The sequence below is a fragment of the Streptomyces sp. NPDC013187 genome, assembly GCF_042899705.1.
Taxonomy (GTDB): Bacteria; Actinomycetota; Actinomycetes; order Streptomycetales; family Streptomycetaceae; genus Streptomyces; species Streptomyces hawaiiensis_A.
On the sequence record NZ_JBIBAF010000016.1, the window covers coordinates 1 to 14,100 of the forward strand.

Sequence of the window (14,100 nt, forward strand, 5' to 3'; positions counted from 1 at the left end):
CATCACGTCAGCGCTGCCAACACGTCGCATCAGCACGGACTCACACAGCACAACCCGAAGGTCCGGGGGCGCCTCCGCTTGTAGGACGGCCTGGCTGGCAAGGCGCTTGCTGACATCCGCCGCAATCTCCTCAGGGGTTGCCCGCGGAGCACCCTTGAGCAGGAGAGCCCGAGCGTAACCAGCGGTCTGCAACAAGCCTGGGACGATAGTTGGCGACCACTCCCAAATGGCCTCCGCCTGCCGTTCCAGAGCCATCCGGCGCCGATACAGGGCAGGGAAGTCAGCGGCAACGATCTCCTCATACAGGGCCTTGAAGAGGCCGCCAGTGTTGAAGACTTGGTCTAGGAGCGCCGGCAACTCTGGCGGGATCGGTGAGTCAGTGGACTCCAGGCGGCTAATGGTTGACTTCGAGGTACGGGTACGACGGCCCAACTCTGTCTGAGACATGGGGCTGCTCCCGTACAGCTCCCGAGCACTCCTCAGCTCTTCAGCAAAGCGACGCCGAGGGTTGTCAACGTCGTGGCTGTCGGCCATCTCACCCCGCCCACGTACTTGGTCACCGAACAAGGATCAGCCTTCCCGCAGGTCACGAGTCCTGGAATATGCCAGGCCGCCCAAACCGCAGGTCGGGCCGCGAAACCCTTTCAGGCTACTCGCATTGGGTTCAGGGTGGGGTACGGACAGTGACGTTGGGGCGAGGACGCCCCTGAGAGAGGTATCCCCCCATGCCCTTGCCGAGTCCCGAGTTGCTCAGCCGTGCATATGACCCTCAAGGCCCGGAGATGGAAGACGTCTTCAAGCTCTACCCCATCCTTCGCACGGCTGCGGAGCAGGGTGTGTCTGTCCTACTGGAGCGCATTGAGGGTGGCATGGGGCGGCTGTGGGTGCAGGGCTGGCACGTCAGGACGTGCGAAGACATCCACAACGTCACCACAGCCGTCCTTGAGGCGAAGGGAGCGGTATGAGCGGCGGCGCGCGAGACCACTACGTTCCCTCGTTCGAGGAGATCGTGAAGGACACAGGAAGCGGCAAGGTCGGCGTGTACCGAGGTACGTGGGCGGGGTCGGCCTGGCTCCGTCCCGTTGGTGGCGGCCGAGAGTGGGAGGTCGAGGCCACCAACATCCGCCAGGCCACGCAAGAGGAGCGGATGAAGGCTCAGCTCGACGCCCGGAACCATGTGATCGGAGGACGGCCGTGACCCGCTCAGTGATCAAACACGTCACGTACGAGCTGAGGCCGGACGAGACGGCCAATCAGGAGTTTGAGGCCCGCTGCGTCTGGGGTGAGGAGAAGGAGTGCGGCGCCGAGTCCGGCCCTCAGCCGACTCCCGAAGACGTGACAGTGTGGATGATCCAGCACACGTCAAAGACCCGACACAACAGGTATCGGCGCGCCCTGGCCGACTATCAGATTTGGAGTCCCACAGAGCCGGTGCCGGCGCCTCAGCCCGTTCCACCGCTGGAGCCCGCGAAGGTAGACAGGGTGAGGACGTGAAGGACATACCCTCACTGCCGGAAGGCTGGTACTGGTGGCGCTGCATGCTCGGGTGCATGCGCGAGGGCCTACCCGTTAAGTGGCTGGGGCCAATCCGCATTCCTCGTGGAGAAGGTCAACTGTACGGATGCACGGACTGTGTTCCTAGGCTCCTGGCCATGGTCGAAGAAGACCTCGGAGCCGCTGACGAAGCCGCCTTGGTGGCTCGATGACTCCCACCCTGCCGGACGGAATCCGCAAGAGGCTCCCCCGCCCTCTCGGAGATCCCGGCGGGGTGGGGCACTGCCTCTGTCGGTGTCCTTGCATTGGGCGATCCTCAAGGGGGGGACAACGAGTGTCCGACAGAGAGCCCGTGAACCAAGGTCATCGCTAAATAATCAACGGCCGCGTTGGCTGATCCGGTCCAATCCCGGACACGGGCACCCCCAAACCACCCCCCAAAGGCCCCGGTCGTCTCCTTCCTCCTCCGTGGGAGACGGCTGGGGCTCATTCATACGCTGATTTTCGGAGAGGTCATGATCCGGTGCCGCAGCAGGCGCACAATCCAGCTCGCAACGCTGCGTTTGGCTGAGGAAAGCCTGCCCTGTTGTATTGAAGGGTTCGAAGCGGAGCCATTCGAAGTCTTCCAGTGCGAGCTTGGTGACGACGGACATGAAATGCACGGGGCTTTCCTTGACGAGTTGGCAGATCCAAGAAAAGACGCGTACTTCTGTTGGTCGGAAGACGATGAAACTCAGTACGTGTTTGCCTCAAAGGTCTGCCGTAAGCGTGCCAACGACGATGACCTGTGCACTCTGTACGAGAATCACTCTGGGGTCTGTCGCTGGGGCCTCGTTGATCCTGTGAGGGTCGCTATTCAAGCGCAGGTTGATCAGGCAATGGCTAGATGGCGGGACATGGGGTTTGCCCCCCCCCGGCTCCGAAAGCGGGGGAGTGAGTGACCTAGTGTCTGTTACAGCGGTTTATAGAGACCTTCGCGGCCTCCAGGTCGACCCATGCCGCAATTGCGGACGCTGGTCGTCCGCCGGCATCATTTGTTGCGTCCCCTGTTGCAATGGAGGGGATTACCCGCATCAGTGGTTGTGCGAGAAACAAGAGCATGAACGCACCCGGTACCCCCGAGAACTCATTGATCCTCGGGACATCTGCCCCAAGTGCGACCGAGAGTTGATTACCGATGAGGTGTTCTTCTACGACAGGCACAAATGGAGGTGTAGGGACATCTCCGGTTGTGGTTGGTCAGGAGACAGACCTTCCTGAGCCGGGGTATACCAACCGGCTCCATAGATTACGTACGTGTCCTCTGAGGCAGATCAGGACACAGACGGCTCAGAGTGTGAGCCAAGGAACAATGATGTTGTTACCGCACCCCATGTGGTGCACCATTACGAGCCCTCTGAGGGGCCCCACGAGGCCGCGGTGCCGGCCGAAGGGGTCTGTTGGGGGGCTCGAAGTGCGTTCGGGATGATTAGAGCTTGTGCCCTTGTGAATGATGAAACCCGTACACACCCGAAGGGAGGCGCCCCCTGCGGTCCCTCGTGAACATTTTCGTTATATTACCCCCGTATGTATGCACCACATGGGTGTGCGACATCATTAATACATTGTGCACTTGTGAATGATAATGCTGCATCACTAAGTGGTGCATGAATAGGCGACCGATGTTCGGGCCGAGTAGGCATGGCAGCACCTGACAGCCCATCAGGTTTCACAAACGCACTAATGGTGTGTCAGATGACGTGTGACGACCCATCAGTAATGTGATGTCCGCCACACGCATACGGGTATGAATAGGGACATAGGGAATACCTGACAGTGCGTCAGATATAAATATGCAACAACCCTGCGTAAATGCATTCCTCCCACAATGTCCGTATGACGATGCGTCAGAAACACACCTGATGATGCATCACTTAGTCATGGTGCAGTAAAGATGCCTGCCCGGCTTGTCCGTTAATGCGGTATGTAAAGGTAAAGGGTATGCAAATAAGTTGCCCCCTGGGTAGAGGGGTATTGTGTCCTGGTTTGGCGTGATTGCCGGCCGCAGTCGACACTCTTCTGACCTGCGCTTTTGTGCCCTCTATGCGTGCGCACCCGGTTCCCTCCCTGACGGCTGGATCGTAAGTTGCCCCCTGGGTGGAAAACCGGAAGTGTCTGCCGGGCACCACCGACCGCCCGACGGGGGCGGCACCGACAGGAAGGCAGGCAAGCGAATGAGCGCACGAGACCCACCACCACAAGCGCGGGTGAGTGTCCATCTCTCACCGGGTCGGTATCGGCCCTGACAACGCGAATGGCGCCCCTTCAGGGCGACCTACGCGGATACCTACTCAGACGCGTAAGGCGCCCGTGAGGCGGCCTCGTAGCTCTTTGAGAACTCCATAGGGCAGTGCACGCATGGGGAGTGAATCCGTTCATGCGATCCCACGGTGCTGGAGCGGGACTGAGTCCGACGCGACGATAGGCCGAGAAACCGAAAGGTTCGGGTGCACTGCTAAGCGGGAAACTGACCGTCCCGATAGCCAATAGGTCCATGCGTTCAAAAGACAGCCAAGCGGGACGCGTCGAGTCAATCACTAGACATGCCAGCAACGTTTGTGCACGTTGGTTCATGACTCCGCAACAACAAAGGGTGCGTACTTTCCCAACTGAGTTGCGTTGAGACTGACCAACACGAGCAAACGCCAGAGTGCGAGTAAGACATGCCGAAACGAGAGACAACGCGCGTTTGTCAAGTAACTGTCCGGAGCGCATGAGTGCACCAATCGAGATTGCCTACGGCAGGCACGCTCAACACGACGTGTCCAGCACGCACCGGGTCATGGTGACTGATACTCACCAGCCTTCCAGCGTGTCTCTAAACGTCTGAGAGTGAGTCTGCCTAGGGGAGTGTCGATTAGGCACTTGTAAGGGCCGGAGACGGCCGTACAGCGATCCCTAAGGGGTTTGCGTGATGAAGCGCGATGCAGTCCGTTTGCAGCCTTTCAGCTTCCACCATGAGAACCGGGACCATGACACGTTCCTCGTTCACATCACAGACGCTGAGGGCGTGTTCACATACACCGTGCGCAGGTGGTCGGACATGGTCCGTTCCGTGACCGTGTTTGCGGAATCCATCTCCCTGTCTGACGCGTCGATTAAGGCGCGCACGGACTTGTACAACACGGGCTATGCCCTGGTGAACGGCTTCAACATCCGAGTCACTCCGCTTTCGTAGGGGAGTCGGGCGCACGGCGGATTAGGGACACTCTTCCGTGCGTCCTCTCACCCATTGCGAACGGTCGTAATGGAGTACAGGGAGGTAAGGCAATGAAGGTTATTCCGTGGACGTACGCGGGTGGCCAGGGAACGGGCTATCACCTCATGTTGTCCGGTCACATGCAGTACAACGTGATCTGGACGTACGGAGCGGATCACGTCCAGGTTCAGTGGTTTGACAAGACCGAGAATCACGACGGTTGGCAGGATTTCAAGACCGTGAGCATTCCGGGTGACTACAAGGGCAAGCCGTGCCGCGATATCGCCAAGGGCATGGACGAGCACTTGAAGGTGATTTGCCGTGGCCTGGTCCGTGACTGGGAGGGCTCTTCCGGCATGGAAGAGTTCCGCGACGAATGGGCCATGCACACGTGGGAGGAACGTCAGAAGGTGAGTTACAAGAGCGTCCGTGGCGGGATCGTGCTCGGAGTCGTCAAGGAAACCAAGCGGCTCGGTACGCGCCGTGTGGTCCTGGTCCGGGTGACCTCCCGCAACAACCCGCTCTATCGGTGCGGCGAGATTGTGGAGTTCTCGACTACTGACCCGTGGCTCAAGTCTCGGGAGGTCTGACCCATGGCTACGGAATTCTTTGTGCAGCACGTCACGGACGGCATCATTTCCGGGCCCCATCGGTCCCGTGACACTGCGGAACAGAAGGCAGACAAGTTCCGGGACGAATGCCCATGTGAGGGTGACTCGGAATGCGGGAGTGATGACACGTTCCCGCACGGCGTCAACGTGGCCAAGAGCGTTGACGGTCGGTGGAACAACGATCCCGATTACTGAGGGGGAGCAATGTACGTCGCTCACATGGGTGCCTCATGGCATCAGAGGTTCAGGAAGTACGGGGACGCCGTGGCTTACGCACGGCGGTACAGCATGGGTCCGGCATTCGTTGAGTTGAACCTGAGCAAAACCAAATACCGGGCACGCCCGGTGGTGGAGGCAACGGGACTCACGCGGTTTCGCGTCATGGGTTCATCGTCGTAGTTGGTAGTCACGGAGGCACGGCCGGACAGGGACACTCGTCCGTGCCTCCCTCTACCTACTGCGCCACAAAGGCACGGTAGTTGAGTGGAGGGCAAAGCAAATGGAGATTGGTAAGCGTGTGCCGTTCCTGTCCGGGATCCAGTCGTCTCAGATCTTTGAGACGCACGACCGGATGATCAACGGCACCCGGTACCGGTTCGTTGCGTTCATCGGACACGCGTTGTACGCACAGGAAAAGGGCGCCCCGCTGTTCGGTGTGGAGGTCTCCCGCGTGATCGGGGAGGACCAGCACGGTTATCCGATCTTGGAGAAGGTTCACCAGTGGGGCAGGCCCATGCAGCGCTGGGGATTCTGAGGTGAGTGACACTCTGCTCCGGTTTCCGGTCTTCCTGACAGAAGCGGATTGGAAGAGCGCTACGGCTGGCTTTGAGAAGCGCGTACGGCGCTTCCGTGCAGCGAAGAGGCTGGAGCAGGTTCAGCGCGTGCGCCGCGCCATGACTGAGGCGGACGGGGACAGGTGGCCGGACGGGGACGAATACAAGTACGTCCTGTACCTGTCTGAGGACGACTACAGCTTTCTCTGTGAGGCCGTGGGAGACCGCCGGAACGGCGTCCCCAGGGAAACCGTCGAGCGCATCTCAACGGAACTGCGCATGGCAGCAGGCGACGCAACCGAGTTGTAAACGATCAAGGGGACAGGTGTGCCCGCCGGCACCTCGTACCGGTGGGGAAATGGGCACGGACGGACAGGGACACTCGTCCGTGCCCTTCTCATGTCCGCCTACGGGCGGAGGGAAGGGAAACCAATGCAGACCTATGTCAAGCGTGATGGGCTCGGCCTCACTGAGGTTCGCCCCATCAGTGAGCCGATGACGCACGAGGGCACGGCGCTCGATTCGCTCATTGGTCGGCTCGTGATGGTCCGGCCGTTCTATCACGTACCGAATGGCCGTAGTTCGCTGAAGTCGGTGCGTTCCGCGTACGCCTATGAGGCGCGCGTCGTCGAGCGCTTCTCAGACGAAATGGTGAAGGTTCAGTACACGTGGGCAAGCGACGGGACCCCGTGGAAGCGAGAGGCCGTGTTCTTCGCCAGGGAGCTGCACCAGGTGCACATCTGTGAGTGCGCCGCGTGTAAGGGCAGGGGCATCTTCAACCAGCACCAGGGGGCGTGACTCATGCGTACACGACTCGCAATGCTCGCGCTCGCCCTGGTGGCCATTCTCGGTGGCGTTGCCAAGGAGGCACACTCGGCCCCCCACAAGCCTCACGCGTCCTACCGGGCTCGCGTGCTGGTCGGAACGCTGCCGTACCCGCCGTGCGTCGAGCTGCGGCGCACGAGTGAGGGACGGACGTGGTTCGCGGACATGGTGAGCGACACATTCGACGACGGGCGTAAGCGCACGGTCTCTCAACAGATCGGCTATGTGCGCGAGGGCTGCCGCGAGATGACCCGCTAGCGATTGACGGTAGAGGGCATAGGAAGGTCACCCGGAATTCCGGGCGCAGATCACCCGTGCCCTACTCCGCCAGTCTCTAGAGACAAGCTCAGAGGCTAGAGGAAAGGCAAGACAAAGGTGAAGGTGAATCTCGTCAAATACGAGTGCGTTGTGTATGGCTGTGGCCGAACGGCAAACGTGCTGACCGATGACGGTTTCGTGCGGGTGACTCACTGCCTGCCGTGCACTCGGCGCGGCCTCGTGCGGCAACACATCCGGCGGTTCTTCGCCACCGTTACTCCGTTGGCTCAGGTTCCGGCGGGCTGGGAGGGCAACAAGTAATGCTTAGGCGACGTTGGGTCCTGGCGGCCTCTGAGCAGGATGCTATTACGCTCGCGTGGGGTTCCATTGAGTCGGAATCTGCGGGCACGTCCATGCTCCACGCGAATAAGGGCGTGGTGCTCTCCGCTCCTGAGGATCTGTGGAATCTGTGGGCTGAGTGGGGGAAGCGTGATGACCCCCAGCGGAAGCGTTACCCGCGCGCCTATGACGTGTACTGGCTTTGGTTCAGGCCGGAGTGCAAGCCGGACCACAAGCACCACGTGAACCCTGGTGACGGGAAGTGCCCGAGCATCAAGGTTAAGCGTGAGGTCATGGAAATGCCGTTGTGGAATACCCCTACGGGTTTCCCTCCGCACCGTGACCCGGATTGCTCGGAAGCGATGGGGGGCGGCATTCGGTGCGCCGTTTGCTTCCACGGCAACATGCCTTATGGACACGCCGGAAACGGGCTGTGTGCGGCGCACGTGGACGAGGACTTCAACGACTACACGCAGATTCGTCACATGCAGTGCGGCGCCTGTAGCGGGACGGTCCTGGTCGCGCTGGTGGATTTGCGGCAGAAGGATTCCGTGCCGTGCCCTCATTGTGTCGACGGGGGCGTTGACCTCATTCACGCACGTGGCCACGCGAACAAGGACTGAAGGGAACTACGCGAAATGACTAACGAGGCTCCCGCAATCTCCCCTGTCCTGAAACAGGGGGCGAACAAGCGAAACAGGGATGCGGCCCGCAAAGCGGTCGCTGTGGCGCTCTACAACGGGTGGACCCTCGTGGGCCCGTACAACGGGAGTGACACCCGGTCGCACTGGAAGTGCGAACTGAAGGGCCCGAAGTGTGCGGTGATCGAGAAGTTCTACAGCCACATCCGAGGGCGTAAGAAGAAAGACGGGACGGTTGTCCCCAGCCCCCGGCACAGGGATTGCATCCCGTCTGAAGAGCGTGAGGCCGCTTTGGCTGCCTGGCGTGAACAGAACGGCCTGACTGAGGAGTGGGCGAAGGATCACGAAGTCCTCTAGTTGAGGAGTTTGGGGCACGGACGGATAGGGACACTCGTCCGTGCCCTTTGCTCTGCTACTAGCAGGAAGGGAAAGCATGGAATACACACACGCTGCAATTGGCGTGCACGTTGGCCAGTTTGTGAGGGTTGACGTTTTCTGGACGCCCGGCAAGGAGGGCACAGAGGTGAACGTGAGGGATGCAGAAAGCCTCATCTCTCAGGGCGTTTACGAGTCTCCGAGGCTCGCGGTACTGACGTACACGCCGGACCCGGACACGCTGCACTCCGTAGTGCGCAACGTCCTCGCGAGTAAGCGCGAGGAAACGTGGTTTGCCAACTTCGCCTATGCCCTGGCGGGCCGGAAGCGGTTCACGTGGGTACCGGAAAAGATGGCGCCTGCCTCGCGGCAGGTGGAGGCGTGAGCAACGGACAGGACGAACCCATACCGCTTGCGGATGGGGTCAAGTGCCCGCACTGCCTGAGGGGTGTCTTCCGTCTGCGGAGCAAGGTTCTCAGCTCTCCGGACGGGAATCCTGACGGAGTTCAGGTGTGGTTCTGGAAGTGCAGTTGGGATGAACTGCTGGCATGCCGGAAGCCGTATTACCCGGATCACTCCGAAATGGAGGGTGCGTATTTCGCGGTCGTCAATGGTCAAGTGAGAGTCATGAGGCACAGAAAGGCGGAGCAATGAGCGGCTCGAACCGCTGGAGTGTGGACGTGGTGCGGGCTCGCGATGGTGCCCGAGCTGCGGCCGGCAACTCGAACCGGAGCACCCGTGTACGCGCGTTCCTTGCGCTGTGCGGGGAGCTGGGCGAGGTCGCCAACGCATACGCCTGCCCGCATGGCGCTGCTCGCGCCCTGGTGCACATTGCCGCGTGCACATATGCGGCCGAACTGAAGGGGGCCTAATGGCCGACGAGAGTAAGCGAATGATCGTGAACACGTCCGAGCTTCGCGCGGGTGACGTGGTTATCACGCACGGAATGCGCGTCCTGCTCTCCGGTGAGCCGGACATGACTAGCTCCCGGAACTCCGGAGTGACGCGTACGGTCTACAGCTGGGCCGGACGCGTGACCAATTTGGAGGAGGTCAAGGCCGAGAAGTTCATCCCCCTGCGGTGGCTGTACCCGGATAAGTGGGGAGCAGGCGAAAGTGGGGGCTGGGGGAAGGACTGGGACGCTGATCCCTCATGGCGCATCCAAGGAAACGACCTCGCTACGTGGCTCATTGAGCGGAACGAGCCGGAAAGCGAGCCTGACAGTCAGTAAAGCGGTAAGGGGCTGAGCCTCTTTGGTGAGGGCTGGAATAGGGACACTTCCAGCCCGATCCATGGACGCTCACACGCCGAGTGTGGACGTACAACCACAACAGAAGAGGGGAAGTAATGGACGAGAAGGTTCGGTATGAGCCGATGGCTCACGGACCCATCGGGGCCGCAGTCAAGGCAGCCATGCCGCACACGGAGGCCGACCCCATTGGGGTGCACGCGGCTGTCCTGGCGCTCTACTCGGCGGCTATCAACGGGAAGGTGACGCAGCCGAACGGGAGCCCGGTAGTGGCCTGGACGGCTCTCGTCGGTCCGTCCCGGATCGGGCGTAAAGGATTCGCCCTGAAGACGGCTAAGGCGATTCTGAAGGACAGCATCGGAGAGTGGCTTTCCCTCCGCGAGGAGGGGGGTATCTCCTCGGGTCCGTCTCTGGTGCAGACGATTTGGGAGAATGAGCAGGACTCCCTGACGTCCGAAGGAGGGCCGGACAGTCGAACGCTGATCATTGATCAGGAGTGGCAAACCACCCTTCTCCTGACGAAGCGATGCCCCAAGTACGGCGGGATTCTGCGGACATCGTGGGACGGTGGCCGCATCTCGAACGTCACCAAGAAGGACGGCAGTCGAGTTGAGGTCACGGTTGAAGAACCGGCCCTAGGGTTCCATGCCCATATCCAGCCGCCACTCTGGGCGAAGTTCATTAGCCTGACAGAGGCTCAGGGCGGGACGTACAACCGGATTCTTCCTGTGATGGTGAAGAAGTCCAAGCGGCTCCGTAAGCGGGATTACAAGACCGGGAATTCTCTGGACGAGATCAAGGTCAGTGCATCCCTTCGCTTGGCCTACGAGTGGGCGATGAAGGAGCCCCGCCGCATGGAGTTCACCGATGCGTCTGCTGATCGTTTCGACGACATGAGCGCTGAGTATGAGGACATGCTGGAGGAACTCCCCGATGACGTGTCCTGTTACTTCGAGCGTGCAGACGAACAGGTGTTGAGGGTGGCCTGCGTTCTCACGGCGGCTGAGCGGAAGACAGTAATCACAATCAAGGCCCTGGAGGCTGCAAAGGCGTTCGTGGACTACTCCATTGCCTCTGTGAAGCAACTGATCTCACAGACCAATGTGACAAAGTCCCGGACGGTTCAGCCGCTTGACGTGAAGATCCGTCAGAAGCTCGAAACGTACGGCGGAGAGATGACGGCTACGCAGCTCTACCGTGCGCTCTCGGGTCGGTACACGGCTGCGCAGATCCTCAACACGGCTGAGGACATGGCAGACGTTGAGCTGGTGGAGCAGCGGCAGAGGCGGCCCGGCGCGAACCCGGTCGTCTTCCGCCTGGTCCCGGTCATGCCCGAGCCCGAGGTAGCGCCCGAGCCCGAGAAGCCTGCCCCGAAGCGTCGGGCGCCTGCCAAGAAGGCAGCTCCCGCCAAGAAGACGACGGCCACCGCGAGGAAGACCACCGCCGCGGGCTCCCCGCCGGCAACTCGTCGGAAGGCTGCGTCCAAGGCAGTACCCCGTAAGAAGGTCGGTGCGTGAGGCACACGACTCGGGCGCACCCGGAAGGGCGGTTCCAGTGCACGGGGTGCCGTGCCGCGTTTGCCACACAGGAAGGCGCCCGAGCATCCAAGTTCGAGTGCCCCGGGGAACCGCTGGCCCACGGGCACCCCTACGAGAGAGAACACGTTCTCTACCCCTTCTCGTACAACAGGGGAGACGGGTACGGCCCTGATCGGCTGTGCGATGTCGTTGACTGCCCGCTCTGCGTCGGTCACTCGTGTGACTGCGAAGTGTGCGCCGATCAGTTGAACGTGCCTTCTCTGAAGGTGCTGAACGACAGCCATGAACACGGGAACCGGAAGCGTTCCCCCAACTGGGAAGAAGTGGACAAGATGGAAGACCTCAAGACGATGCTTGCCCGGGTCAAGGCAGGCGACTACGTGACCGCCTTCGGGAAGAGCACGACGGGCGGAGAGGTGACGCGTACGGGCGTCCTGCTGGCTGAGCCCCAGGACATGAAGGCCACACACAACGGGGAGAAGGTTCCCGCGATCCGGGTGCGGGTCGGGGAGGAGGGGACCGACCCCGCGAAGCGGTCGACCTGGACCACTCTCATCCCGGGACACGGCAGCATCCGACCCGCTGAGCGTCCGACTGAGCAGGAGGCCGACCAGTACAGCACTGATCTGGAGCAGGGCCGGGCGCGTGGACTCGACTACGGCGAGGCGCACGACTATGCCGAGTCGAAGGCGAAGTCTCGCAAGGCAATCGCCGGCACTTCGGAGCCGGGAGAGGCCAAGGTGTGGGTTTCCGACCTCCAGGCGGCGACGGTGGCCATCGATCCGGAAGGGGTCGTCTGGCAGGACACCGAGTTGCGTGCCTGCATCAGCAGTTCCGTATTCCTCTATGGAGGCAAGGGCGGGAAGAACAGCTCTGGCCCCAGCCAGGCCGTGAAGGTGTCCGTGACCTACACGGAGGGTGGCGCGTACGAGCTGCGCCACCTGGAGACGAGTGAAGTTGTCGCCACCCTGCGGCTTCAGTCCCGCGTCTGGTGGGCCCCCATGCCTGCGGACCACTACGCACCGGAGGGCGGCTACGGCAAGCCCGTTCACCACGTCGACACGGGCGAACTCGTGGGCTTCTGGACTCCGGAGAGGTTCACGCCCGTGGAAGAGGTCCCGGGATACAGGGTCCAGTAGGGGTGTGAACACTATGAACACAAACCCCTCAGCGTCGAAAGCGGTTGGCCACCCTGTTATAGCGGAGGTAAAGACGCCCGCGTTGGGTGCATCTGCCAAGGAAGGTAAGGCTGCGCTTCCCTCGGCCATGCCGAAAGTTCGCCGCTCAACTACCCGTGCAATACAGGGGCGTTACTCCCCGATCTGTCGTAAGTGGGCTGAAGGGAAGTGGAGAGAATGAAACGGAGTTGAGTAAGGGGGGTGAATGTGGCAGCCTCCCCGTGACAGATCGGCGCTATACGGCGCTGAAAGGGATACAGGCTTTCGTGCAGGGACACCACGAAAGCCAACCCGCTCGGACGTAAACCCAACTAAGCAGACAGGGAAAGACATGGCGCAGAAGGTTCAGGTTCTCCTGCTCGACGACCTGACGGGGGGAGACGCTGACGAGACGATCTCGTTTGGTCTGGACGGCAAGGACTATGAAATCGACCTGAACGAGAAGAACGCGGCGAAGCTGCGGAAGGCCCTGGCGCCGTTCCTGAAGGCGGGCCGCAAGACGGGCGGAAAGTCGTCCGCCGGCAACCGCGGGCGGAAGGCCAAGCCGTCCCGCTCCGAGAGCGAGCCTTCCTCTGAGGTCTACCGAAAGTGGGCGGCCTCCAACGGCTACGAGGTGAGCAACCGGGGTCGCGTGCCCCAGTCCATCAAGGACGCTTACGCGGCAGCCAACAAGTAGCTCGAAGCAACAACACAGCAGCACACGGCGGCTCACTCCCTCAGGGGGTGGGCCGCCTCTCGTTGGGAGGGGGTTCAGGATGCTGAAGAGGTACCGCGTTGCGCTCCACGCGCACGCTTCTGCCGAGGTCTTCGTAGAAGCGTCTAGCGCTGAAGAGGCCAACCGACTTGCACAGGAGGAGGCAAAGGCCGGAAGGGCGAAGATTCACCCCGTCAAGCAGTGGACCCCGGTAGCCACCTCCGACCTGAGCCGGGAGCGGTGACGTGAGCACAGAGCAGCCCTACGGGGGCGCGTACGCCGCCATACTGCGTGAGATGGTGCGGGAGCTGGACCGCTCGAAGCGGGCCGAGGGACGGGCGCAGAAGCGCGCGTCCAATACCCGCATAGGGGCCTGGCGTCAGGCTCTCCTCTGCATCCTCCTGTTCGAGCACGGGATGAACGAGGAGCAGGCAGAGAGGGCCGTCCTGGACAGCGTGAGGAATTGGAAGAGCGTGCATGACACGGAGTTGGCAGCCGCGATCCGCTCAACCCTTCAGGGAAACGGCGGAGAAGTAACCTTCTCCCAGCTCTACAGGGAACTCGGAGATCGATTCCTGGCAACAGAAATCAAGTCAGCGCTGGACACCATGAGTGGCGTTGACTGCTCTCACATGCGCACGGCCTACAGAGGGCCGGGTACGTTGGTTATCCGCAGCAATGAGGGGGAGGGGCAGTGAAGAGCTACCGCGTGAGATGGACGCAGGACGGCCAGGAGCACGAGTCAGCCGTCATGTACGACGCGCCGTGTACCGAGAGGCGCGTGAGGGAGCTGGAGGCCACCGAGGGCGTGACCGACGTCCGCAGCGTGCCCGCGAAACCGGGGGAGTAAGTGTCATCTGTCTACCTGTGCAGGCATCACGGAGCCG

Annotated in this window: 16 protein-coding genes; 15 read left to right on the forward strand and 1 reads right to left on the reverse strand. The window is 61.4% G+C overall.

Translation table 11 applies throughout. The annotated features are described in order from the left end of the window. On the reverse strand, window positions 1–447 hold a 447-nt coding region (locus ACFY5B_RS30120; RefSeq protein ID WP_389975291.1), incomplete at its 3' end, for a Scr1 family TA system antitoxin-like transcriptional regulator. A gap of 514 nt (window positions 448–961) precedes the next feature. Between ACFY5B_RS30120 and ACFY5B_RS30125 the strand changes: the two genes are divergently transcribed. The 15 genes from ACFY5B_RS30125 to ACFY5B_RS30195 all read left to right on the forward strand — a co-directional run bounded on the left by ACFY5B_RS30125 (window position 962) and on the right by ACFY5B_RS30195 (window position 14,063). Beyond that, a complete protein-coding gene (locus ACFY5B_RS30125; RefSeq protein WP_389975294.1) occupies window positions 962–1,198 on the forward strand; it encodes a hypothetical protein in 237 nt (78 codons plus the stop codon). Further along, window positions 1,195–1,494, forward strand: coding sequence for a hypothetical protein (locus tag ACFY5B_RS30130; RefSeq protein WP_389975297.1), 300 nt, complete (start codon window positions 1,195–1,197; stop codon window positions 1,492–1,494). The genes ACFY5B_RS30125 and ACFY5B_RS30130 overlap by 4 nt, the downstream gene beginning before the upstream one ends. Before the next feature lie 3,378 nt (window positions 1,495–4,872). Next, complete coding sequence (locus tag ACFY5B_RS30135) at window positions 4,873–5,322, forward strand: hypothetical protein (protein WP_389975300.1); 450 nt, start codon at window positions 4,873–4,875, stop codon at window positions 5,320–5,322. 520 nt (window positions 5,323–5,842) lie between these two features. Beyond that, window positions 5,843–6,097, forward strand: a complete 255-nt coding sequence (locus ACFY5B_RS30140; RefSeq protein WP_389975303.1) for a hypothetical protein — start codon at window positions 5,843–5,845, stop codon at window positions 6,095–6,097. 1 nt (window position 6,098) lies between these two features. Then, window positions 6,099–6,425, forward strand: coding sequence for a hypothetical protein (locus tag ACFY5B_RS30145; protein WP_389975307.1), 327 nt, complete (start codon window positions 6,099–6,101; stop codon window positions 6,423–6,425). Window positions 6,426–6,548: 123 nt separating this feature from the next. Beyond that, entirely contained in the window at window positions 6,549–6,914 is a 366-nt protein-coding gene (locus ACFY5B_RS30150; RefSeq protein WP_389975310.1) for a hypothetical protein, read from the forward strand. 3 nt (window positions 6,915–6,917) lie between these two features. After that, window positions 6,918–7,199 (forward strand): hypothetical protein, encoded by a 282-nt coding sequence (locus tag ACFY5B_RS30155; protein WP_389975313.1) that lies wholly within the window; start codon window positions 6,918–6,920, stop codon window positions 7,197–7,199. Window positions 7,200–8,176: 977 nt separating this feature from the next. After that, complete coding sequence (locus ACFY5B_RS30160; RefSeq protein ID WP_389975316.1) at window positions 8,177–8,536, forward strand: hypothetical protein; 360 nt, start codon at window positions 8,177–8,179, stop codon at window positions 8,534–8,536. Window positions 8,537–8,612: 76 nt separating this feature from the next. After that, the gene (locus ACFY5B_RS30165) at window positions 8,613–8,939 is read left to right on the forward strand and encodes a hypothetical protein (RefSeq protein WP_389975319.1); all 327 of its coding nucleotides are present in this window, start codon (window positions 8,613–8,615) and stop codon (window positions 8,937–8,939) included. Window positions 8,940–9,425: 486 nt separating this feature from the next. After that, entirely contained in the window at window positions 9,426–9,785 is a 360-nt protein-coding gene (locus tag ACFY5B_RS30170; RefSeq protein WP_389975322.1) for a hypothetical protein, read from the forward strand. A gap of 116 nt (window positions 9,786–9,901) precedes the next feature. Beyond that, window positions 9,902–11,320, forward strand: a complete 1,419-nt coding sequence (locus ACFY5B_RS30175; RefSeq protein WP_389975325.1) for a DUF3987 domain-containing protein — start codon at window positions 9,902–9,904, stop codon at window positions 11,318–11,320. Beyond that, entirely contained in the window at window positions 11,317–12,480 is a 1,164-nt protein-coding gene (locus ACFY5B_RS30180) for a hypothetical protein (protein WP_389975328.1), read from the forward strand. The genes ACFY5B_RS30175 and ACFY5B_RS30180 overlap by 4 nt, the downstream gene beginning before the upstream one ends. 370 nt (window positions 12,481–12,850) lie before the next feature. After that, the gene (locus tag ACFY5B_RS30185) at window positions 12,851–13,195 is read left to right on the forward strand and encodes an Lsr2 family protein (RefSeq protein WP_389975331.1); all 345 of its coding nucleotides are present in this window, start codon (window positions 12,851–12,853) and stop codon (window positions 13,193–13,195) included. 263 nt (window positions 13,196–13,458) lie between these two features. After that, window positions 13,459–13,911 (forward strand): hypothetical protein, encoded by a 453-nt coding sequence (locus ACFY5B_RS30190; RefSeq protein ID WP_389975334.1) that lies wholly within the window; start codon window positions 13,459–13,461, stop codon window positions 13,909–13,911. A gap of 11 nt (window positions 13,912–13,922) precedes the next feature. Further along, entirely contained in the window at window positions 13,923–14,063 is a 141-nt protein-coding gene (locus tag ACFY5B_RS30195) for a hypothetical protein (RefSeq protein WP_389975336.1), read from the forward strand. The last annotated feature ends 37 nt before the right edge of the window (window positions 14,064–14,100 follow it).

Excerpts from the sequence above, each read along its gene's own strand:
- ACFY5B_RS30125 (WP_389975294.1), top strand. The coding sequence starts at position 962 with ATGAGCGGCGGCGCGCGAGACCACTACGTTCCCTCGTTCGAGGAGATC.
- ACFY5B_RS30135 (WP_389975300.1), top strand. The coding sequence starts at position 4,873 with ATGCAGTACAACGTGATCTGGACGTACGGAGCGGATCACGTCCAGGTT.
- ACFY5B_RS30140 (WP_389975303.1), top strand. The coding sequence starts at position 5,843 with ATGGAGATTGGTAAGCGTGTGCCGTTCCTGTCCGGGATCCAGTCGTCT.
- ACFY5B_RS30150 (WP_389975310.1), top strand. The coding sequence starts at position 6,549 with ATGCAGACCTATGTCAAGCGTGATGGGCTCGGCCTCACTGAGGTTCGC.
- ACFY5B_RS30155 (WP_389975313.1), top strand. The coding sequence starts at position 6,918 with ATGCGTACACGACTCGCAATGCTCGCGCTCGCCCTGGTGGCCATTCTC.
- ACFY5B_RS30160 (WP_389975316.1), top strand. The coding sequence starts at position 8,177 with ATGACTAACGAGGCTCCCGCAATCTCCCCTGTCCTGAAACAGGGGGCG.
- ACFY5B_RS30165 (WP_389975319.1), top strand. The coding sequence starts at position 8,613 with ATGGAATACACACACGCTGCAATTGGCGTGCACGTTGGCCAGTTTGTG.
- ACFY5B_RS30170 (WP_389975322.1), top strand. The coding sequence starts at position 9,426 with ATGGCCGACGAGAGTAAGCGAATGATCGTGAACACGTCCGAGCTTCGC.
- ACFY5B_RS30175 (WP_389975325.1), top strand. The coding sequence starts at position 9,902 with ATGGACGAGAAGGTTCGGTATGAGCCGATGGCTCACGGACCCATCGGG.
- ACFY5B_RS30185 (WP_389975331.1), top strand. The coding sequence starts at position 12,851 with ATGGCGCAGAAGGTTCAGGTTCTCCTGCTCGACGACCTGACGGGGGGA.